This window comes from Kluyvera sichuanensis (genome assembly GCF_014218705.1).
GTDB classification, from domain to species: Bacteria; Pseudomonadota; Gammaproteobacteria; order Enterobacterales; family Enterobacteriaceae; genus Kluyvera; species Kluyvera sichuanensis.
In genome coordinates, this window is sequence record NZ_JABBJF010000011.1 from 39,033 (window position 1) to 58,137 (window position 19,105).

The 19,105-nt window shown below is 54.4% G+C and carries 19 protein-coding genes; 6 read left to right on the top strand and 13 right to left on the bottom strand.

Features of this window, described 5'->3' with window-relative positions; all coding sequences use genetic code 11:
• Window positions 1-35 precede the first annotated feature (35 nt).
• The 6 genes from HII27_RS13435 to HII27_RS13460 all read right to left on the bottom strand — a co-directional run bounded on the left by HII27_RS13435 (window position 36) and on the right by HII27_RS13460 (window position 6,904).
• Complete coding sequence (locus tag HII27_RS13435) at window positions 36-752, bottom strand: fimbria/pilus periplasmic chaperone (RefSeq protein ID WP_185668344.1); 717 nt, start codon at window positions 750-752, stop codon at window positions 36-38.
• A 17-nt stretch (window positions 753-769) separates the two neighbouring features.
• On the bottom strand, window positions 770-1,309 hold the full coding sequence (gene fimI / locus HII27_RS13440; RefSeq protein ID WP_185668418.1) for a type 1 fimbrial minor subunit FimI: 540 nt from the start codon (window positions 1,307-1,309) through the stop codon (window positions 770-772).
• A gap of 70 nt (window positions 1,310-1,379) precedes the next feature.
• Complete coding sequence (gene fimA / locus HII27_RS13445; protein ID WP_185668345.1) at window positions 1,380-1,931, bottom strand: type 1 fimbrial major subunit FimA; 552 nt, start codon at window positions 1,929-1,931, stop codon at window positions 1,380-1,382.
• A 1,307-nt stretch (window positions 1,932-3,238) separates the two neighbouring features.
• Window positions 3,239-3,868: a deoxynucleoside kinase gene (locus HII27_RS13450; RefSeq protein WP_185668346.1), complete on the bottom strand. Its 630-nt coding sequence runs from the start codon at window positions 3,866-3,868 to the stop codon at window positions 3,239-3,241.
• Between the two features lie 248 nt (window positions 3,869-4,116).
• Window positions 4,117-4,458 (bottom strand): DUF1971 domain-containing protein, encoded by a 342-nt coding sequence (locus tag HII27_RS13455; protein ID WP_035892065.1) that lies wholly within the window; start codon window positions 4,456-4,458, stop codon window positions 4,117-4,119.
• Window positions 4,459-4,615: 157 nt separating this feature from the next.
• Window positions 4,616-6,904, bottom strand: coding sequence for an FdhF/YdeP family oxidoreductase (locus tag HII27_RS13460; protein ID WP_185668347.1), 2,289 nt, complete (start codon window positions 6,902-6,904; stop codon window positions 4,616-4,618).
• A gap of 333 nt (window positions 6,905-7,237) precedes the next feature.
• Here HII27_RS13460 and HII27_RS13465 point away from each other — a divergent pair, with 333 nt between their 5' ends.
• Entirely contained in the window at window positions 7,238-7,423 is a 186-nt protein-coding gene (locus HII27_RS13465; protein ID WP_185668348.1) for a P-loop NTPase family protein, read from the top strand.
• A gap of 160 nt (window positions 7,424-7,583) precedes the next feature.
• On the opposite strand, the gene HII27_RS13470 is transcribed toward HII27_RS13465, so the two are convergent.
• A complete protein-coding gene (locus tag HII27_RS13470; protein WP_185668349.1) occupies window positions 7,584-8,765 on the bottom strand; it encodes an aminotransferase-like domain-containing protein in 1,182 nt (393 codons plus the stop codon).
• Window positions 8,766-8,896: 131 nt separating this feature from the next.
• On the bottom strand, window positions 8,897-10,762 hold the full coding sequence (gene gss, locus HII27_RS13475; RefSeq protein ID WP_185668350.1) for a bifunctional glutathionylspermidine amidase/synthase: 1,866 nt from the start codon (window positions 10,760-10,762) through the stop codon (window positions 8,897-8,899).
• Window positions 10,763-10,917: 155 nt separating this feature from the next.
• Here gss and HII27_RS13480 point away from each other — a divergent pair, with 155 nt between their 5' ends.
• Both HII27_RS13480 and yghU read left to right on the top strand, forming a co-directional pair.
• Complete coding sequence (locus HII27_RS13480) at window positions 10,918-11,466, top strand: DsbA family protein (protein ID WP_185668351.1); 549 nt, start codon at window positions 10,918-10,920, stop codon at window positions 11,464-11,466.
• Between the two features lie 51 nt (window positions 11,467-11,517).
• A complete protein-coding gene (gene yghU / locus HII27_RS13485) occupies window positions 11,518-12,387 on the top strand; it encodes a glutathione-dependent disulfide-bond oxidoreductase (RefSeq protein ID WP_185668352.1) in 870 nt (289 codons plus the stop codon).
• Between the two features lie 28 nt (window positions 12,388-12,415).
• Here the strand turns inward: yghU and HII27_RS13490 are convergent, their stop codons facing one another.
• Window positions 12,416-12,706 carry a DUF2623 family protein gene (locus tag HII27_RS13490; RefSeq protein WP_185668353.1) on the bottom strand — a complete coding sequence of 97 codons (291 nt, stop codon included), beginning with the start codon at window positions 12,704-12,706 and terminating at the stop codon, window positions 12,416-12,418.
• Between the two features lie 204 nt (window positions 12,707-12,910).
• Between HII27_RS13490 and HII27_RS13495 the strand changes: the two genes are divergently transcribed.
• Window positions 12,911-13,951, top strand: coding sequence for an aldo/keto reductase (locus HII27_RS13495; RefSeq protein WP_185668354.1), 1,041 nt, complete (start codon window positions 12,911-12,913; stop codon window positions 13,949-13,951).
• Window positions 13,952-14,044: 93 nt separating this feature from the next.
• On the opposite strand, the gene HII27_RS13500 is transcribed toward HII27_RS13495, so the two are convergent.
• Window positions 14,045-14,539 (bottom strand): TIGR00645 family protein, encoded by a 495-nt coding sequence (locus HII27_RS13500; RefSeq protein WP_185668355.1) that lies wholly within the window; start codon window positions 14,537-14,539, stop codon window positions 14,045-14,047.
• 70 nt (window positions 14,540-14,609) lie between these two features.
• Window positions 14,610-15,119 (bottom strand): ESA_00282 family adhesion-associated protein, encoded by a 510-nt coding sequence (locus tag HII27_RS13505; protein WP_185668356.1) that lies wholly within the window; start codon window positions 15,117-15,119, stop codon window positions 14,610-14,612.
• Window positions 15,120-15,222: 103 nt separating this feature from the next.
• Between HII27_RS13505 and HII27_RS13510 the strand changes: the two genes are divergently transcribed.
• Both HII27_RS13510 and HII27_RS13515 read left to right on the top strand, forming a co-directional pair.
• Window positions 15,223-15,618 carry a hypothetical protein gene (locus HII27_RS13510; protein ID WP_185668357.1) on the top strand — a complete coding sequence of 132 codons (396 nt, stop codon included), beginning with the start codon at window positions 15,223-15,225 and terminating at the stop codon, window positions 15,616-15,618.
• 2 nt (window positions 15,619-15,620) lie between these two features.
• Window positions 15,621-16,064, top strand: a complete 444-nt coding sequence (locus HII27_RS13515; protein ID WP_185668358.1) for a cytoplasmic protein — start codon at window positions 15,621-15,623, stop codon at window positions 16,062-16,064.
• On the opposite strand, the gene HII27_RS13520 is transcribed toward HII27_RS13515, so the two are convergent.
• Together HII27_RS13520 and HII27_RS13525 are read right to left on the bottom strand one after the other, a co-directional pair.
• On the bottom strand, window positions 16,037-17,569 hold the full coding sequence (locus HII27_RS13520) for a glycoside hydrolase family 43 protein (RefSeq protein ID WP_185668359.1): 1,533 nt from the start codon (window positions 17,567-17,569) through the stop codon (window positions 16,037-16,039). The genes HII27_RS13515 and HII27_RS13520 overlap by 28 nt on opposite strands.
• 10 nt (window positions 17,570-17,579) lie before the next feature.
• Window positions 17,580-18,959 (bottom strand): glycoside-pentoside-hexuronide (GPH):cation symporter, encoded by a 1,380-nt coding sequence (locus tag HII27_RS13525; RefSeq protein ID WP_191092091.1) that lies wholly within the window; start codon window positions 18,957-18,959, stop codon window positions 17,580-17,582.
• Between the last annotated feature and the right edge of the window lie 146 nt (window positions 18,960-19,105).

The window sequence follows — 19,105 nt, forward strand, 5'->3', positions numbered from 1 at the left end:
TATTCTGTTCAAGGGATACGGGAAATTCCCGTTGTTTAACGCATCACGCCGATGACGCGCGGCGTCAGTGCACCGTAGTCATTAATAGTTCTGTAGGTAATCTCGCCGCTCGCCTCATCCGGAATTTTCACGCTGGTTTCGCCCAGCGGTGGCACCAGCGCGTTTTCCAGCCCACGCGTGCCCACGCTAAGTTCGGTAACCGTCAGGTAATAGGGCGAAGGGTTGATAAGCGTGAGCTTGCCGGCGTTGCGACGAAACGTCAGTTTCTGAGCAGCCTCTTCCGGCGGCATGGCAAGCTTAGCCGGGCGGTAGTAGAGCTTGATGCGGCTGATAATCGCCAGTTGCAGGGTGTTGTCGTTAAGCTTAGATTTGTCCATCGCCGGAATGGCTTTGACGTTCATCCAGAACAGGCTTTCTCTGTCCTGTGGCAGCTGGTTATTGGAGGCGTCGAGAATACGTAAGGTGTTCTCTTTTTTTCCCTGCATCGCAAACAGCGGCGGCGTCACCACAAAGCGTCCGTCTTTCGTTCCCGCAGCGTTTTCCACCCATGACTGGATCAGGTAGGTGCCGTTTTCATCGGTGTTGGTGACCGCCAGCGGAACCTGCTTTTGCCCTGCCGGGTAAATCACGCGGGTCGCCCCCAACGCCACGCCCGCTTCCGCGCGCGAAACCAGCCCGGTTGCCACCATCAGCAGCCCGAACACCATCATCAACGTTCTTTTCATGTTTACCCTTGTTGTACTTACCGTCATATCCTGCGTTCGGTTCATTACTGGTAGGTCAATGCAAACCAGGCCTGCGCATTGGCCGTACCGCCGACGACCTGCCGAGCGGTCGATCGGTACTTCGCCACAAAGTGCAACGTGGTCGGCCCGTCGTGGAGCCGCACCCAGCGCACGGGATCGTCGTTCAGCGCAATTCGCCCGCCCTGGTCATCAAACAGCGCGATACCAATACCGGTAGCAATCCCCGCGCCTTCGCCCACCGAGAGCACGTTCGGGTCTTTGCCATCAGCCACGCCCTGAAATGACACGCCGACGTGTTGACTGACCTCGGTGCTGCAATCTTCAAGATGGATATCAAAAGCAATCGGGTTGGACTCTTCGCCTACCGCATGAAAACGATGGCTGCTGACCTGGCCCATTTTTACCGTCATCAGGCGATCCCCCGCCGCGACGCTACAGGCTTCAGCGACGACGACGCCCTGAAAGCGCATATTTCCGCCGGGGACCGTCACGTTCCAGTGATTTCCAGCCAGCGCCACGGCTGGCGACATGGCAACCAGCAGGCCCCATTTCATCCATTGCATCGTTATCATCTCCGTTCCTTCACGGATAACTGGGCCCCCCTGGCCCCGAACGTCGTCCCTGCCGAATGGGTTACTCGTACTGCACTTTGAAGGTGGCGTCAGCGTTCGCCGCACCCGCGGTTGCCGCACCGGTGGCGTAGTAACGCGCCTGGAACGGAATCACGTTGGTACCATCGTTCAGCGTGGTCGCGCTGCTGAAGGTGGCGCCGTCTAATGCCAGCGGTTTGCCTTTGTTGTCGAGGATCTGAATACCGACGTTAGACGCGCCGCCGGAAGCTGAACCTTGCAGCGCCAGAACGGTGGTATTGGTGGTATCAATCGCCGTGCCGGAGAAGGCCACTGACGCTTTGGTAGAGACGGTGGTATCGCAGTCGTTCAACTGAATGTTAAAGCCCACTGCGGAGCTGGTGCTGCCCGCCGTCGCCAGTTTTGCGGAACGAACCTGGCCCATCTGCACGGTCTGGTCGATAGAACCGGCATCAACGGCGCAGGCAGCGTTAACGACTTCACCTTTAAAATGAACGGTACCGCCATTTACGGTCGTGGTATCCGCCGCTAATGCAGCGGTTGAAGCCATAGACAGCGCAGAGATAATAACCAGCGCGACTTTATTAATTTCCATAAAACCTACTCCTTATTAATAGAGAATCTTATTCTCATTTTGTTAAAAACAGCGATAAGAGGTGATAGCGGAAGCATCACCAGACACGTTTTTTATTACTTAAGTGAAATTTCCCTGCTCATGGCAATAGTGCCATTGCTGACCACCAGCAATGGCACTACCACCGTCGATTGAGCTTAGAAATATCGAGATAAAAAGAGAGCGCCGCAGCATTATTTCCGCGCAGGCCAAACATCCTTTTAGTTTTCTGCCTCACATAATAAATATGTTTCTCACTGAACCCTGCTAGCTTATTTATTTGGGATACTGAATATCCTTCGCATAGATAGCGAAAAACAGTCAGCTCTTTCTCAGAGAAATCTCTCCGATCGTAAATAGATTTACCCGCCTTATACAGGCATGAGTAAAGATCGGAAAAGCCTATTTTTTCAGAGACTAGCCAAGGAAAAGGCCCCTGAAAATCGCCCCCGGAAGACGCTTCCATCTTGTATAGCAGTACAATTCGACAACGAGAAGTCGGTGAAGCCAATAAACTAAGTATCCGATGTCGCTCTACAACATCAGAAATATAAACAACGAAGATATCTCGAACCGATGTGCTTAAGTAGCACTTCGACCTCAATTGCCGAGAGTGGATCGTTGAAACGTTGCCATCCTGGATAACATCATCATCCTGTAATGCCAAAAGAAAAAAACTGTTATCCGAGATAATACATTGCCTCATATATTACCCCAACGTCCTGGTCTGAGTTTTTATCTAATATCCGTAGTTCCTGATTCTATAAATCTGTTTGCTAAATTTCGGTTTAATTATATACACAGTGAATATATATCGTCAAAAACGATCAATTAATTATTATTGATAGATATAATCAATTGATTAAAGGAATATAGATCGTCTTAATCGATCAATTATTTAATAAAAACAAGTAGATCAATGAAATAGATAATCGTGTTTTAGGATTTTTCCATTAATAAGATTTTGCTCGTACTGATACGTCCGCGACTCAATTTGTAATTTTATGTAAAGAGCGTGTTCAGATTCATAATTTAACTTATTTTTCACATTCAAATAAATTGATCTAAATCAATTAACGACAAATAAACAAAAATACAATTATTGATTCACAGCAATTTAAACCGCTCAATTTAATCCATTTTGGGGAGTCATTACGGTAATAAAACGCCCCAATGAGAGTATAGGCGCTGCTTTTCGACAGGGAGGAATGGAAGACGGTGGGAATGAACAACGACCTCAGGCGCAGCATCTCATAGGAGGCGCTGCGCCATGGCATAGATTCAACATGCTATTTCAGGCTTTCAACAATGGAATCCGCGAGTGTTTCCGGGCAGGCAAACCCTGACTCCACGCGATGCGTCAGCAGTTTAGATCCGTACTGGCGGGTAATCTGCGGCAGGCAGGCATCGTGAAACGCTTTAAGATCGGCAAAATAGTCCAGCGTATATTCGCTCTCCCCCGCCCGGCCACGCGCCATGCAGGCGTTAAAGCACGACTCCACGTCCCGGTCGACGTAAACCACCAGGTCAATCTGCGGGTAGCACTTCAGGTAATGCTTTATTTGATAGAAATAGGACATATAGCGGGCCGATGGCTGTTCGGTCATCAGGAAGTTAACGTGGCAGAACACGATATCGCTAAACAGCGAACGCTCAATTACGTAATTGCCGTCTGGAATATCCTGTAAAAGCGCCTGTCGGCTGCGGGTAATATAAAGCTGGAAAGCCACCCTCGCATCCGCATCGCGGGGGTTTTCGACGAAGACCTGCAGCAGCTCGAGAAACACAGGGTCTTCATCCACCGGCTCTCGAATGACTTTCCAGCTGACGCCCGTTTTCTCGGATAGCGCCTGAGCCAGGGGGTCAAGCAGCGTGGTTTTTCCTGCGGCAATATTGGCCTCAATAGCGACAATCTTCATGTCAGCACCCTAATGATTTAACGAATTGATGCAGCGTCAGCATGACGCTCCGTGTGACTTGCGGGGCAGTCTGGTCCTTCGCAGTATAGATATTCCTGATATTCGGCAACGTGGAGTAAAGGCTGTTCGCGGCAGCACTCCTGCTCGCCGTAATCGACTCGCGTCGACGCGTTTGTGAAGAATGTCAGCATGGCGTTTTACACTATCGGGAGGGCTTCCCCATCAACGCTGATGGGGAAGCGGCAGGGTTAGGATTTTTTCGCGCTGTAGACTTCGTCACCGGAGAATTCAGGTTCGGCCCAGAAGTTGATGTTGAACTGCGCATCGTCGGTCATCTCGATACGGTGCCAGTACTGTGGCGGGCTGGTCGCGAAGCTACCGGCATTAATCACCACTTTAACCTCCGGCTCGGTGGCCTCGCCATTGGCGAAACCGTAGTAGGTCACCGTCCCTTCCATCACGCAGAGCTGACCAAAAATACCGGCGGCGGTGTTGTGGTGGCTGAGCAGCGCAGCAGGCACGTTGTCTTTCGTAAAGAATGGGGTGGAACGTTTGATGGTCCAGTTTTTTGGAATTCTGAGATGGCTCATAATGACCTCCGCTTCATAAGATGCATTTAAAATACATCTTTAAGATTTCACTGTAAAGGCATTATTGCGAATAAATCTCATTACCATGAAGCGATGCTATCGTTACAAACGACAAAACCAGCCTGACGGCTGGTTTTGAGAGGACGGTCTGCGCGACCTATGCTTTGGTTATCAGTACCGGCACGCTCTTATAAGCGGGTGTCAGACTTTTCGTGTCCACCGCATCCAATGAGAGCAGCACATTCGCTTCCGGCAGATAGGCTCCAATCGAACCGCTCGCCATGCTGTAAACCACCACCGTCAGGCCGAGCATCGCGCGGCCTTCGCTCGGCTTGCCGTTATCGTCCAGCGCCTGAATATTAATCACATCGCCTTCTACCAGTCCGCGCGAATCGGCTTCTGCCTGGCTTAAGAAGGCCACGTCGCGACGCCCAGTGATCCCACGATAGCGGTCGTTCATGCCATAAATGGTGGTGTTGTACTGATCGTGGCTGCGCAATGTTGCCAGCACCAGCGCATCGGCGGGCTGCAGCTCGCGCTCCACGGCGCGCTGGCGGCTCACCACAAAGTTAGCCTTGCCGGTGGGGGTATTCCACTCACGGCGCGAGGCTGGCGTATCCATGCGGAAACCGCCCGGCTCGGCAATGCGGGCGTTATAGTGGGCAAACGCCGGGATCACGTCGGCAATCGCGTCGCGGATCAGCGCATAGTCGCCCATCATCGCTTCCCAGTTCACCGGGGAGTTCGGCAAGGTGGCGCGCGCCATCTCCGCCACAATCGCTGGCTCTGACTTCAACCAACGCGAAGCGGGTTTCAGCGCGCCGCAGGAGGCATGCACCATCGACATTGAATCTTCCACGGTTACCGACTGAATCCCGCTAGCCTGCATATCGCGCTCGGTTCGACCCAGCGCTGGCAGCAGGTAGTTGTGTTTCGCCATCAGCAGATGCGAACGATTTAACTTTGTCGCCACGTGCACCTGTAGATCGAGCTTTTTCATCGCCTCAAAGGTGCGCTGCGGCTGCGGCATCGCCACTGCCAGGTTACCGCCCATGCAGATAAGCGCTTTGGCGTCGCCACGTTCGATGGCGCGAATGCTCTCCACGCTGGAGCGACCGTGTTTGCGAGAGACGCTGATGTTAAAGCGCCCTTCGAGCCGCAGCAGAAATTCCTCTGACGCCGCTTCATTAATTCCTACCGAGCGGTCGCCCTGCACGTTAGAGTGACCGCGCAGCGGGCAGATCCCCGCCCCTTTCTTGCCCATATTGCCCTTCAGCAACAGCAGGTTCACCAGCTGCTGCACGTTCTCCGTGCCGTTCTTATGCTGGGTGATACCCAGCCCGTAACAGATGATGGTGGCGTTCGATTTGTCGTAACGGTCGGCGAGGTCTTCCATCTGGCTGCGAGTCAGTCCGGAGTCCTGTTCCAGCTCCGCCCAGCGACAACGGTGCAGGTCGTCATACAGCTCCTGATAGCCGTGGGTATGCTCAACCAGAAACGCGCGGTCGAGGCACGGTTCCTGGCCAAGCAAAATACGGGCTTCATCCATCTCGATCAGCGCTTTCATGATCCCTTTGAGCAGCGAGGCATCGCCGCCCATTTTCACCTGGTAGTATTCGTTGCTGAGAGTGGTGGCGTGGCCTTTGAGCATATCCGTTGGGCTTTGTGGGAAGCTAAAGCGTTCAAGCCCCCTTTCCGCCAGCGGGTTGATAGAGATGATGCGAGCGCCACGCTGCGCCACTTCACGCAGCGTGGTGAGCATACGTGGATGGTTGGTACCAGGGTTGTGGCCGATGCAAATAACCAGGTCACAGTGTTCAAAATCGTCGAGTTCGACGGTGCCTTTCCCCAGGCCAATAGAGGGCGTCAGGCCCGCACTGGTCGGCCCGTGGCACATGTTGGAACAATCCGGGAAGTTGCTGCTGCCGTATTCGCGGGCAAACAGCTGGTAGAGGAACGCCGCTTCGTTGGAGGTACGCCCGGAGGTATAAAACTCTACCTGTTCCGGGGAGGCCAGGCCGCGCAGCTGCTCACCGATTTCCGCGAAAGCTGTCTGCCACTCCACCGCCTGCCAGGTGTCAGTTGCGGCGTCATACTTCATTGGGTGAGTCAGGCGGCCAATGTTTTCCAGCGCATAGTCACTGTAATGCCACAGTTCAGCTACCGTATGCTGGCGGAAAAATTCCGGGGAAGCTTTCTTGCTGGTCGTTTCCCAGGAAACGGCCTTCACGCCGTTTTCGCAAAGCTCCATCGGTGAACGGTGGCCAGGGTCAGGCCAGGCGCAACCGGGGCAATCAAAACCTTTGACCTGGTTCATGCGGAACATCGCGATGATATCGCGCGCGACGGCCTTTTGTGAAAACACCGAGGCAGTCACCGCTTTAACCGCACCCCATCCACCCGCTGGCCCTTGATAGCCGCTTACACCTGGAACGACATTGCTCATTTTTACCGCTTATTTTGTACCCAATTTCAATGGGGAATACGGTAGCAAGTTCACTGGCGTAAAGATTTCCTCTTCACGAGGTACGCCCGCCCTACAATGAACGGGTTAGATGGTGGTTCCCTTCTGGTAGCAGATAGCGCTCTTATCCGGGTGGATTGCAGCGGAGAAATGCGCCACGTTAAAACGAAAATCTGTAGCTTAAGTTAAATCAGACATTATCTTTTGCCCGTTAACATCATCAGGATTTCATCTGATAAAGACCCCAGGAAAAAGTAGTTGATCTGATAAGCGCTTGCTCTTATTTTCTTCTGAGTTTTCTAATAGGGTCCTACGATGTCTACCATTACAGCCAACAGTATTAGTGAAGCGAAAGAATTAATTACCTGTGGGAAATATAAGGAAATTATTCTTAATTTCGATATTGATGCCGACAGTTTCTTTACCCTCGCCAGCGCCCCGCATGATATTAAAATAACTCTCACGGATAGAAATAATCACGCTGCGGAATTAGCAGAATAATAAGAAGAATAATTCGGGATATGGGTATGTTGTTATTTATGGGTACCGCGGCGGCGGCCTTTCTGGCCTCGCTAATGCTTATCTGGGTTGATGACCGGATGGCTGACCAGGAATAAGAGAAGTGACTCCGCGCTAATGTTCAGCGCGGAGTAAGAGCAGATTACAGTGATTTCGCCAGGCGTTCCACGGCGGTCATCAGCCCTTCCTGCGATACCGTCGAGTACGACAGACGCAGGGTACGGGTATCCGGATTATCGTTGTAGAACGCTTCACCCGGCACATACACCACGCCGTTTTCCAGCGTTTTTTCCAGCCACTTCATGGTGTCGAACGGGTAGCGGAAGCGCGCCCACAGGAACATCCCGCCCTTCGGACGGCTGAACTCGATATGCTCGCCCAGACGGCTTTCCAGCGCATCGGCCAGCGCATCACACTTCTTACGGTAGTCTTCGCGGATAAGCGCAATCTGGTTTTCCAGGCGGCCCAGACTCAGGTATTCAGCGGTTATCACCTGCGACAGCATATTGGTGTGCAAATCAGCGGCCTGCTTGACGATCACCGTCTGCTGCGCCAGCCAGTCCGGCATCACAATCCAGCCAATGCGCATGCCCGGCGCCAGAATTTTGGAGAAGGTTGAGGTGTAGACCACCTGATCTTCGCAGCCTAACTCCACCGCGTGCTGGTACAGCGGGCGCTGCACTTCATCGGTAAAGCTGATTTCACCGTACGGGTCGTCTTCGATGATGACGAAATCATGCTGCTTCGCCAGTTCCACCAGGCGACGGCGACGGTCATCACTCAGGGTTTTACCACCTGGATTACCAAAGGTTGGCACCAGATAAACGGCCTTCACGCGGGTGGTGGAAAGCAGTTCGGCAAGCTGCTCTATCAGCATGCCGTTGTCATCGGTATCGACGCTCAGAATATTGGCCTGCGCCAACTGGAAGACCTGCAGCGCCGCCAGGTAGGTTGGGCGTTCGACGACAATCGCATCGCCCGGGTCGAGCAGCGTGCGGGCCACGATATCCAGCGACTGCTGCGAGCCAGAGGTGATATACACATGGCTTGCCTGACAGGCCACACCGCGCGCCTGACACAGTTCGCTGACGGCCTGACGCAGCGGCGGGTAGCCTTCAGTCAAACCGTACTGGAATGCGTCGTTAAATCGCTCGCTCATCACCTTCTGCACCGCCAGCTCCAGCCCTTCGGTATCAAAAAGCTCCGGGGCTGGAATACCGCCACCGAGAGAAATCACGCCGGGCAGTTTACTATGTTTTAAGAGTTCGCGGACGGCGGAGGGCTTGAGTTCACCCGCGCGCACGGCGAGTCGCCGATCGTGCATATTCATTTCCTTTTCTGTCTTGTTGTTGTGTTTATTGCAGGCTTTCTTTTACCGTAGCCCGGCCGAGCAACCCGACGCCGGGAACATCCCCGGAGTCGGCGTGTTTAACGCCTCGTCCGGGCTACTCGCCTTTATTCTTTATCTTTTATTACCACCAGCGGTTCAATATCGCTCTCTTTTTTAATCACCAGAGATTCGTCACCGCGTAAACAGGTGCCGCCATAATTACCGCCGACGGTAAAGGTACATACCTGAATATATTTTCCTGCGACGTTTGGCAAGCACCAAAGTTGCTGGTAAATATTTTTTCTATCGACAAATTTACCGCTGGTTTGATCCAGTAACCGATCGTTCCCGCTGACCAGGTCGATATTACTGCCGCAGCGACCGGAAATAGGCTTAATCGCATAACCCGTTTTTGCCAGGTGTTCGCTGACTTCGAAATCGGTATCCAGCAGATAAGGATGATTCGGGAACAGCGACCACAACACCGGCAGAATCGCCTTATTGCCCGGGATAACGGTCCACAGCGGTTCAAAGACCATCACTTCCGGGCGCAGCAGCACGTCAATCAAACGCACTTCATTGTCCGGATTACCGGTGCGAATCGGCACGGCGGCATATTCGTCTTCGTCGACCTCGCGCACCTGTTCGATGGCGGTTTCCCACGCCCAGGTTTTCCACACGCAGTTCACCAGACGACCATCACCGTCAATCAGTTGACCGGCGGCATCCCAACACAGCTCGTCCAGACCATAGAGAATTTTGCTCTCAAAGCCTGCCTGTTCAAGGGCGCGCTGCATAAACTGAGCGTGATAATTCTCTTCCAGATCGTTGTCCTGCATGATGTGCACGAACGGTCGCGCCTGGCTGTGTTTCCACGCCCCCACCAGCTCGCCCAGCAGATCTTCCGCTGGGTTGTGGCCATTACCGCGATAGCCGGTTTTCAGCCACTGTTCGAGGATCAGGCCGCCTTCGGTGTGGCAGGAGGCAGAGTCGGCGTTGTACTCGTAAACCTTCAGCCCACGTTCGTCCATGCAGAAGTCCATGCGCCCGGTGATCATGTCGTGGCGACGGCGCTGCCAGGAGAGGCGCAGGCGCGGCCAGAGGATTTTCGGGATGTCGAACAGCGCCAGCAGGTTGTCGTCACGCATCACTTTGTCGGTGGCGTGGAGATACATCAGGTGCATCTCGTTGGTTGCTTTGATCAGCTCCTGCTCAGCGCTTTCGGTCATGGTGAAGTACTGATACGGATCGGCGTTAATCACGTGACCGTTGGCGGCGATATAGGCCTGCTGGAGCGAATCTTTTTCATCCAGCCATTTGCCCTCAAACTGACCGTTGTTCTCCAGTCGCGCTCCGCCAAGCTTCAGCGCTTCACCGGCAATTGCCGGTTGCGGCAGGCCGTAGCGTGCGTCGTCGGTCTGAATCATCCAGCCAAGAATGGTGGTGTCGTCAAAGGTGTCCTGCAGCGTGTAGTGACCATCTTTGACCTCAAGCGTCAGCTCACGGGTCCACTGCTGACCTGCAGGCAGCGGCGAGTGCAGTACGTTCTGCTCCGCAATGCGCACCTTGTTGCCCAGCAGTTGCGTCACCACCGCCACGTGGCCGGTCTCATTAAACTCACCGCCCTTTTGCCAGATCAGCAAAGAGCCGACGAGCGGCGCACGGCGGGAGCCGTTGGCAAACGCCTGAAGCGGGAGAATCGCGTCGTTCACCACCTGGCGCAGATAGCGCAGCGAAAAGATCTCGTAGGCCATGCCCACATCGGTGAAGACAAATCCGTAGTTGATAAACAGGAAACGGCGGGCGAACTCGACGCACTGCCACTTGTGGCCCATGTATTCGTTGTCGATGTAGCTACGAAACGATGCGTCATCAGGCATGTCGCCCGGTTTTAAGCTGCTGTAATTTGAAGAGTAAATCGCTACGCCACCCGGCGCATACCCCAACAACGTGCCAAATGGGGCGTCACTATTGGTACTTCCCTTGCTCATGAACCTTCCTCAAACATACCGTGCGATTTTCTCGCCCGCACGTTGAAATTAATCCAACAAAAGTGGATTAATCATACACCCGTGTATGCGAGGATGACCCATCGGGGGCAAAAATATTCATCCGAAAAATGCACACTTAACCATCAGGAGTCCACATGAGTTTACAGGCACAACCGCTGGTCTGGGGCCACGGCGCACGCACGTTTGAGGTGTTCCTGGAGCCAACCTGCCCGTTTTCCGTTAAGACTTTCAACAAGCTGGACGCGCTGCTGGAGCTCGTCGGTGAAGAAAACGTCAGCGTCAAAATTCGCTTACAGTCACAGCCGTGGCATCTTTTCTCCGGGGTGATTGTGCGCTGCATTCTGGCCGCTTCCACGCTGCCTGAGGGCAAAAGCGCAGCACACAAGGTGATGAAAGCGGTCGCCGACCATCGCGAAGAATTTGAGTTTACCGACCACTGCAGCGGGCCGAATATGGACACCACGCCGCGGGAAATTATTACCCGCATTGAACGCTATAGCGGTGTGCTGCTCGCCGACGCCTTTGCCGAGCCGGAGTTGCAAAAAGAGATTAAGTGGCATGCACGTTATGCCCGCCAGAACGGCATTCACGTCTCCCCAACCTTTATGGTTAATGGGCTGGTCCAGCCAGACCTGGGCAGCGGCGACGATGTCAGCGTCTGGGCGGCACGGATTTTTGCCTGAAGCTGCTAAACTTCACTACCTCAACACATCATCAAAATAAGGCGAGCGATTATGTCAGAGAACACCTATCAGCCACCCAAAGTCTGGGAATGGAATCAAAGCAACGGCGGCGCATTTGCCAACATCAACCGCCCCATTTCCGGCGCCACCCATGAACAAGCGCTGCCGGTAGGCCATCATCCGCTCCAGCTTTACTCTCTGGGCACGCCAAACGGCCAGAAAGTGACGATTATGCTGGAAGAGCTGCTGGCGGCGGGCGTAACGGAAGCGGAATACGACGCGTGGCTGATTCGCATTGGCGAGGGCGATCAGTTCTCCAGCGGCTTTGTGGAAGTGAACCCGAACTCGAAGATCCCGGCCCTTAGCGACCACTCCACCACGCCGCCAACCCGCGTGTTTGAGTCCGGCAATATCCTGCTCTATCTGGCAGAGAAATTTGGTCACTTCCTGCCAAAAGATCCGGCCGGGCGTACCGAAACCCTGAACTGGCTGTTCTGGCTACAGGGCTCAGCCCCGTTCCTCGGCGGCGGCTTTGGCCACTTCTATAACTACGCGCCGGTGAAGATTGAGTACGCCATCAACCGCTTCACCATGGAGGCAAAACGTCAGTTAGACGTGCTGGATAAGCAACTGGCGCGCGGGCGCTACGTGGCGGGTGAAGAGTACACCATCGCTGATATCGCTATCTGGCCGTGGTACGGCAACGTGGTGCTGGGGAATGTGTACGGCGCGGATGAGTTCCTGGATGCGCAGAGCTACAAAAACGTGATGCGCTGGGCGCAGGACATCGCCAGCCGTCCGGGCGTGAAGCGCGGTCGTATCGTCAACCGTACGAATGGCCCGCTGAACGAACAGCTGCACGAGCGTCATGACGCCAGTGACTTCGATACCCATACCGAAGACAAGCGTCAGCAATCATGATGAAAAGCCGGGTGCCTGGCACCCGGTTTTATTGACCTTCCAGCCGATAGCCCGCCATAAAGTAGCGAACGGTAGTGCTGGAATCATGCTCTTTGAAGAAATCCATCACCATCTCTTTATCCAGCCCGTAGCGGCGCGTCAACACCCCCGCCTCCCAGGCGCTCAGCTGACGGTCACCGGTTTTCTCAAACATACGGTGCGAAAAGCCCAGCACAAAACCACGCTTATAGTCGGTGCAAAAGCCGACCACTTTCTGCGCGCTGTCGGCATAAGGCGCCTTCAGTCCCGCGATTAACCCTTTGCCAAAATGGTTGTCCATCTCTACGCCCTCAATCGTTATATATAAAATTATATAGCGATTTTTTGAGCGGTGGCTAGCGCTATTTAAGGGCTACCCCTAAAGAGGAATAAAGCGCGTATTTTTCATCCTCATCTATGACAGTGTGATCGGCACAACGGGCGTGCATCACAAAAAAAAGTACGCTGGGAACAGTGTTTCAAAATAAAAAGAGAAGGAGACCTTATGGCCTGGCATGCAAACCCAGCCCGATACCAACAGATGCAGTATCGCTACTGCGGCCGCAGCGGTTTACAGCTTCCGGCACTGTCCCTCGGCCTATGGCACAGTTTCGGCCATATCAGCGCCCTCGACGGCCAGCGCGCGCTGCTGCGCAAAGCCTTTGACTGCGGCATCACCCATTTCGATCTGGCGAATAACTACGGGCCGCCGCCGGGCAGCGCCGAGGAGAACTTTGGTCGCCTGCTGCGGGAAGACTTTGCCGGGTATCGCGATGAGTTGATTATCTCCACCAAGGCCGGTTACGACATGTGGCCAGGGCCTTATGGCTCCGGCGGCTCTCGTAAATATCTGCTGGCGAGCCTCGACCAGAGCCTGCAGCGCATGGGGCTGGAGTACGTGGATATCTTCTATTCCCACCGAGTGGATGAGAAAACGCCAATGGAAGAGACCGCCGCGGCCTTAGCGCAGGCGGTGCAGAGCGGGAAAGCGCTCTACGTGGGCATCTCTTCCTACTCTTCCGAACGCACCCAGGCGATGGTTGAGCTATTGCGCGAGTGGAAGATCCCGCTGCTGATCCATCAGCCTTCCTATAACCTGCTTAACCGCTGGGTGGATAAGAGCGGCCTGCTGGATACCCTTGAGCACAACGGCGTTGGCTGCATTGCCTTTACCCCGCTGGCGCAGGGGCTGCTGACCGGTAAATACCTGAACGGTATTCCGGAAGGTTCCCGTATGCAGACGGAAGGGAAAAAGGCGCGCGGCCTGACGGAGAATATGCTGAGCGAGAGCAATCTCAACAGCCTGCGTTTGCTCAACGAGATGGCGCAGCAACGCGGTCAGTCGATGGCGCAGATGGCGCTAAGCTGGCTGTTGAAAGACAACCGCGTGACCTCGGTGTTGCTTGGCGCAAGCCGCCCGGAGCAAATTGAGGAGAACGTGAAGGCGCTGGAAAACCTGAGCTTCTCGGCAGAGGAAATGGCGCAGATTGACAAGCATGTCGCCGATGGGCAGTTGAATTTGTGGCAGGCGTCGTCAGATAAGTAATGGAAGACCCCGAGGTCGGCGTTAACGCCTCGCCCGGGCTACATGCATCTCTCGTAGCCCGGCCAAGCGAAGCGCCGCCGGGGTTTTTGCAGGCTATTTTTTCCCGCGAGTCAGGCTATCCAGATAGCCCATCACAAACGCCGACAGCACAAACGTCAGGTGGATAATCACGTACCACATCAGCTTGTTGTCCGGCACGTTCTTAGCATCCATAAACACCCGCAGCAGGTGAATAGAAGAGATAGCCACAATCGACGCGGCAACCTTGTTCTTCAGCGAGGTGGCATCCATCTTACCCAGCCAGTTGAGCTTCTCTTTGTGCTCGCTGATATCCAGCTGCGACACAAAGTTCTCATAGCCGGAAAACATCACCATCACCAGCAGTCCGCCCACCAGCGTCATATCCACCAGCGACAGCAACGTCAGGATAAGATCCGCTTCCGCCATACTGAAGATATTCGGCAGAACGTGAAGGATCTCCTGAAAGAACTTCAGGGATAACGCCAGCAGCGCCAGCGAAAGACCAAAGTAGACCGGGGCCAGAATCCATCGCGATGCGTACATCGCATTTTCCAGAAAACGTTCCATAATGTCCTGTTCGTCAGTCAAATTCGGCCTAGTATATCGCAACTATGCAACATCATAACAACAGATGTAATCACACATCATGGGGACGAATAAACGGACGCCGATAGTCAGGCCACACCAGCCCTACCAGTTCCGGATAAGCTTCGTGAGCAAACTCCTGGTAACACTGCTTTAAGCTCTCCACCACTGGATCGACCGGCGCAACGCGCTCGCCTTTGAGGCAGCGACGTTTGATTTCATCATAATACTCATACACCGCGCCGTTGAGGTTGCGGCAGCGATCCTGCGCTTCGAACAGCCCAGGCGTCTCTTTTAGCTCGTCTATCGACATGCGCTTGATGGTGGATTGCAGGAAGTCGATATACTCATGATTAATACGCCAGTACCACACCGGGGTGATACTGCTCATCAGGCTGGCGAAATGATTTTCACCTTCATCTTTGCTGAGTGGCGCAGGGGCCAAAGGCGTAACGGTTTCATTATTGGTATCAGACGATTCGTTATTTTGACCATACAGAAAAATTAAAATAACGGCGGTGAGTAGTAGCAACACCATCACAAAATAAATAATACCGCTCATGGTTTTCTCCACTTTTTTTGATTTTAAAAGTGCACCATGATAATGTCAACGAACCTCACTATAATAAAAAACACTTTCCAGCCATTCGAAAGATGACAGGTATATGATCGCTGAAACCCTTATCCCAGCCCGCTTCTGTATCTCTGCCGTAGACGGCGAGCCTCAGGAGGTAAAGGCCAGCACGCAGGCAGAGCCGGAAAAGGCTTCGCTGGCAGACTGGCAGGATGAGATATTGATAAGCGGTGGTCAATCACGTAACCCATTGCTGGAAGAGCGCGATCGTCATATTAAGGACAGATTATATCGCGTTGCAAAAATTGAAGCCTTTGCCCTTATGCTAAATAACCTGGTTGTTCAGGGGGAGATCTCCTCACTGGAGTTAAGTCAAATTATTGAGTTAAAAACCCAGGAGATAAATGATAATGGCAATGAAATTTGGCTTAATTTAATGACGCAGGAAAAAGTCACACCGCTGTTTTATAATTTAACGGATAAGTAAGTATGAAACTTGTCGATGTTAATCAGGCTAATATATCGTTAAGCCAACCGGTAAGCGACGAAACGCTCCTGCAGCGTAACCTTCAGGCCCTGCGCGATGACAAAAACGCCGAGGGTCGCCGCATCTCCAACCCTTCCGTGCCGCTCACCGCCGCGCTGGTCAAAATGAAGTGGAAGAATCGCCGCGACATCTACGCCTATCAGGTCAAAGAAGAGATCTTCGGTGCCGCGCTGTGTGAGGTGATGGAGCGTTACCCGCACCTGCGCGATAAAATCCTCGCCCACACCGAAGCCAGTTACCAGCATGTGCTGCACCGCGAAACCGCGACCCTTGAAATCAGCCGCGGCCTCGCCGATGGCGACTACCGGACTTCCAACGTCATCCTTAAACTCGATAAAGATGACGAGAAACGCCCGGATCAGCCGGTAATATCCGTCGCAAAGTAGTCAAACCCACAAATTCCCTGCGATGCCGCGGCTTCCAGCGTCAGCGCGACAAGACCTACTTTGGCCCCCACCCATTTACCTTTGCCCGCCGCAAACGGGGGTGTCACCGACTGCCAGTTTTCCTCAGGTTCACGCCAGGCGAAGCGGCAGATACCGCCTCGGGTCACGCTAACCCTTAGCTCGCAGGTCCCAACGTTCAGCGGCGCGATAACCTGACGGCTTTCCCGCACAATACCGGCATCGCTCATCCATCCCGTCACCCAGAGCAGCTGATGCTGCCCGTCCCGTTTCTCCAGCAACAGCGCCGCGTAGCGCTCGCCGTAGATAACCAGACCGCCCGCATCACCGTTTTTCGCCGCGTTCAACGTCAGCGACGTCCGGGCGATAAACTGCCAGGCGGGGAATTTTTGCAGCAGCAGGTTGGGTAGCCAGTAAAAGTTGCCTTTATCCTCACCCTGCGGCAACGGACAGCAGCGTAAATTGAGGCGGTCATTGCCCGGCAGCAGCCAGTCTGCATGCGGGTTAGCCTGCCATTGCCACTGCAGGCCCGGTACACCGTGCGCGAAGCTATCGTCAGTTTGCGGCAAGCAACGCGGCGACGGCGGCAGGCTTGTCGGACGCGCCCAGCGCATCACCGGCTGCCCTTCCCCTTCATCGCCCATCGGCTCACCGATACGCGGCCAGCCATCCTGCTCCCAACGCATCGGTTGCAGGTGAACAATCCGCCCATAGAGGTGAGCATCCTGGAAGTGCACAAACCAGCATTCACCGTCGTCCAGTTCCACCCAGCCGCCCTGATGCGGGCCGTTCACCGGTGTATCGCCCTGGAACAAGACGTTTCTGGCCTCCCACGGGCCGGTCATACTGCTGGCGCGCAGCACGGTTTCCCAGCCCGTCTCCACGCTGCCCGCTGGAGCGAAAATGTAGTACCAGCCGCCGCGCTTATAGACTTTCGGCCCCTCCAGCGTCGGCTGATCGCAGCTGCCGTCATAGATGATGCGCCCTTCGCCCAGAAGAGAAGTACCGTCAGGCGACATGGCAAACAGCTGCAGCTTATGCTTGATGCCGCTGCGGCTATGGGCAAAAGCATGCACCAGCCAGGCGTCGCCGTTGTCATCCCAGAACGGGCAGGGGTCAATCCAGCCTTTCGCAGGCTGCACGCAGTGCGGCGCGCTCCATTGACCCCAGGGATCGTCGGTCTGGCACATGAAAATGCCTTCATCCGGCGTGCTGAAGAACACCCACAGCTTATCGTCATGCCAACGAATTGACGGAGCCCATACGCCTTTTCCCGGCTGATACTCGTCGTAGCCGGGCAGCGGCAGCGCGTCGAAAACGTGGTTGATAATCTGCCAGTTGACCAGATCCGTCGAATGCAGAATTGGCAACGCGGGCATATGGTTAAAACTGGAGGAGACCATAAAGAAGTCATCCCCGACCCGGACGATATCCGGGTCCGAATAATCTGCGCACAGAATCGGGTTCTGATATTCAGATTGCGTCATCTCACCCTCCTCAGGCTTTACTCAATTCGCCGTCAACCGCTTGCGGCTCTGCGACTGTCGCCGGGGAACCTGCCTGCTGGCGAGCGGAGAGGTCACGTTGAATCATCGCCATTTTCTGGTCGTCGAGCTTATAGAAGCGGGACAGCCACCACAGCACCAGGTAAGAGAGCGATGGCCCGAGCGTCAGCAATCCAACGATGCCCATCGTCGCCATCGGCGTTTGTTCGCTGACGCCCGCCTGATAGCCAAACAGCCCCAGCGAGAAACCCACTACCGCACCGGCTACCGCCATGCCCATTTTCAACGCAAACAGATTGCCGGAATAGGAAAGACCGGTAATGCGGCGACCAAATTTCCACTCGCCGTAGTCGGCGGCGTTGGCCATCATGTTCCACTTAAACGGTTGATACATCTGGTGGAAGAAGCCGACGAGGAAATAGAGCGGGAACACCACCGGCAGCCAGGTTGGCGGCACAAAGAACATCACCACGCCCACCGCCACCAGCAGCAGGTTGATATTTTTGAACAGCGAAACCGCACGATACCGCTTCGCCAGCCAACCGGCGGCAATGCTGCCGATAATGGTGCCGACGACGCTTGTTGAGACAAAGGCCGACTTCATCGCCGTACCTGCCGCGGACTCCACGCCGCCCATCATCAGGTAGGTAGCGTAGTAGAGCGTGGCGGCGCTGCGCATCACGCCCGCCATACTGGAGAAGAAGGTAATGATCGCCACGATCCGCCACTGATCGTTGGCCAGCAGCGAACGCAGATCTTCACGAATGCTCCCCTGCTGCTCAACCGCAGGCGCCACGCGCTCTTTGGTGGAGAAGAAGCAGAATGCCAGCATCACGATGGCAATCAATCCCATAATCCCCATAGTGGCCTGGAAGCCGAACTGCTTGTCCTCTTTGCCCAGATAATCGACCAGGAACAACGTTGCCACCGAGACCATCAGCCCGGCAATTGAAGAGATAGTGAAGCGGTAAGACTGCGCCGACAGACGATCTTTTTCATCGCGGGTGATCACCCCGCCCAGCGCGCAGTAAGGAATATTGATAAAGGTGTAGCACAGCATCAATAAGGTGTAGGTCAGGTAGGCGTAAACCAGCTTACCCGAAGCGCCAAAAGCGGGCGTGGTGAAGGTCATCACCGCCAGCACCGCGTAGGGAATAGCAAACCAGATAAGCCACGGGCGGAAGTGGCCCCAGCGGGTTTTAACCCGGTCGGCGACGATGCCGGTCAGCGGGTCGGTGATGGCGTCCAGCACGCGGGTCACCAGGAACATCACCCCTACCGCCGCAGCGGAGAGGCCGTAAATATCCGTGTAAAACCAGGTCAAAAACATCGTTACAGAAGAGTAGACGATGCCGCAAGCGGCGTCGCCCATGCCATATCCCAGCTTTTCTGCGATAGACAATTTGCTGTCATTTGCCACGAGAATATCCTCCGGAATTGAAGAGGCTTCAATGTAGGAGGATGCCTAAGACAATCATATTGTCATTTTTCGTACTGGTATTACGTTTTCTGGCAACT

Coding starts and splice junctions, on each gene's coding strand:
- HII27_RS13435 (WP_185668344.1), bottom strand. CDS start 752: ATGACGGTAAGTACAACAAGGGTAAACATGAAAAGAACGTTGATGATG.
- fimI (WP_185668418.1), bottom strand. CDS start 1,309: ATGCAATGGATGAAATGGGGCCTGCTGGTTGCCATGTCGCCAGCCGTG.
- fimA (WP_185668345.1), bottom strand. CDS start 1,931: ATGGAAATTAATAAAGTCGCGCTGGTTATTATCTCTGCGCTGTCTATG.
- HII27_RS13450 (WP_185668346.1), bottom strand. CDS start 3,868: ATGAAGATTGTCGCTATTGAGGCCAATATTGCCGCAGGAAAAACCACG.
- HII27_RS13455 (WP_035892065.1), bottom strand. CDS start 4,458: ATGAGCCATCTCAGAATTCCAAAAAACTGGACCATCAAACGTTCCACC.
- HII27_RS13460 (WP_185668347.1), bottom strand. CDS start 6,904: ATGAGCAATGTCGTTCCAGGTGTAAGCGGCTATCAAGGGCCAGCGGGT.
- HII27_RS13465 (WP_185668348.1), top strand. CDS start 7,238: ATGTCTACCATTACAGCCAACAGTATTAGTGAAGCGAAAGAATTAATT.
- HII27_RS13470 (WP_185668349.1), bottom strand. CDS start 8,765: ATGCACGATCGGCGACTCGCCGTGCGCGCGGGTGAACTCAAGCCCTCC.
- gss (WP_185668350.1), bottom strand. CDS start 10,762: ATGAGCAAGGGAAGTACCAATAGTGACGCCCCATTTGGCACGTTGTTG.
- HII27_RS13480 (WP_185668351.1), top strand. CDS start 10,918: ATGAGTTTACAGGCACAACCGCTGGTCTGGGGCCACGGCGCACGCACG.
- yghU (WP_185668352.1), top strand. CDS start 11,518: ATGTCAGAGAACACCTATCAGCCACCCAAAGTCTGGGAATGGAATCAA.
- HII27_RS13490 (WP_185668353.1), bottom strand. CDS start 12,706: ATGGACAACCATTTTGGCAAAGGGTTAATCGCGGGACTGAAGGCGCCT.
- HII27_RS13495 (WP_185668354.1), top strand. CDS start 12,911: ATGGCCTGGCATGCAAACCCAGCCCGATACCAACAGATGCAGTATCGC.
- HII27_RS13500 (WP_185668355.1), bottom strand. CDS start 14,539: ATGGAACGTTTTCTGGAAAATGCGATGTACGCATCGCGATGGATTCTG.
- HII27_RS13505 (WP_185668356.1), bottom strand. CDS start 15,119: ATGAGCGGTATTATTTATTTTGTGATGGTGTTGCTACTACTCACCGCC.
- HII27_RS13510 (WP_185668357.1), top strand. CDS start 15,223: ATGATCGCTGAAACCCTTATCCCAGCCCGCTTCTGTATCTCTGCCGTA.
- HII27_RS13515 (WP_185668358.1), top strand. CDS start 15,621: ATGAAACTTGTCGATGTTAATCAGGCTAATATATCGTTAAGCCAACCG.
- HII27_RS13520 (WP_185668359.1), bottom strand. CDS start 17,569: ATGACGCAATCTGAATATCAGAACCCGATTCTGTGCGCAGATTATTCG.
- HII27_RS13525 (WP_191092091.1), bottom strand. CDS start 18,959: ATGGGCGACGCCGCTTGCGGCATCGTCTACTCTTCTGTAACGATGTTT.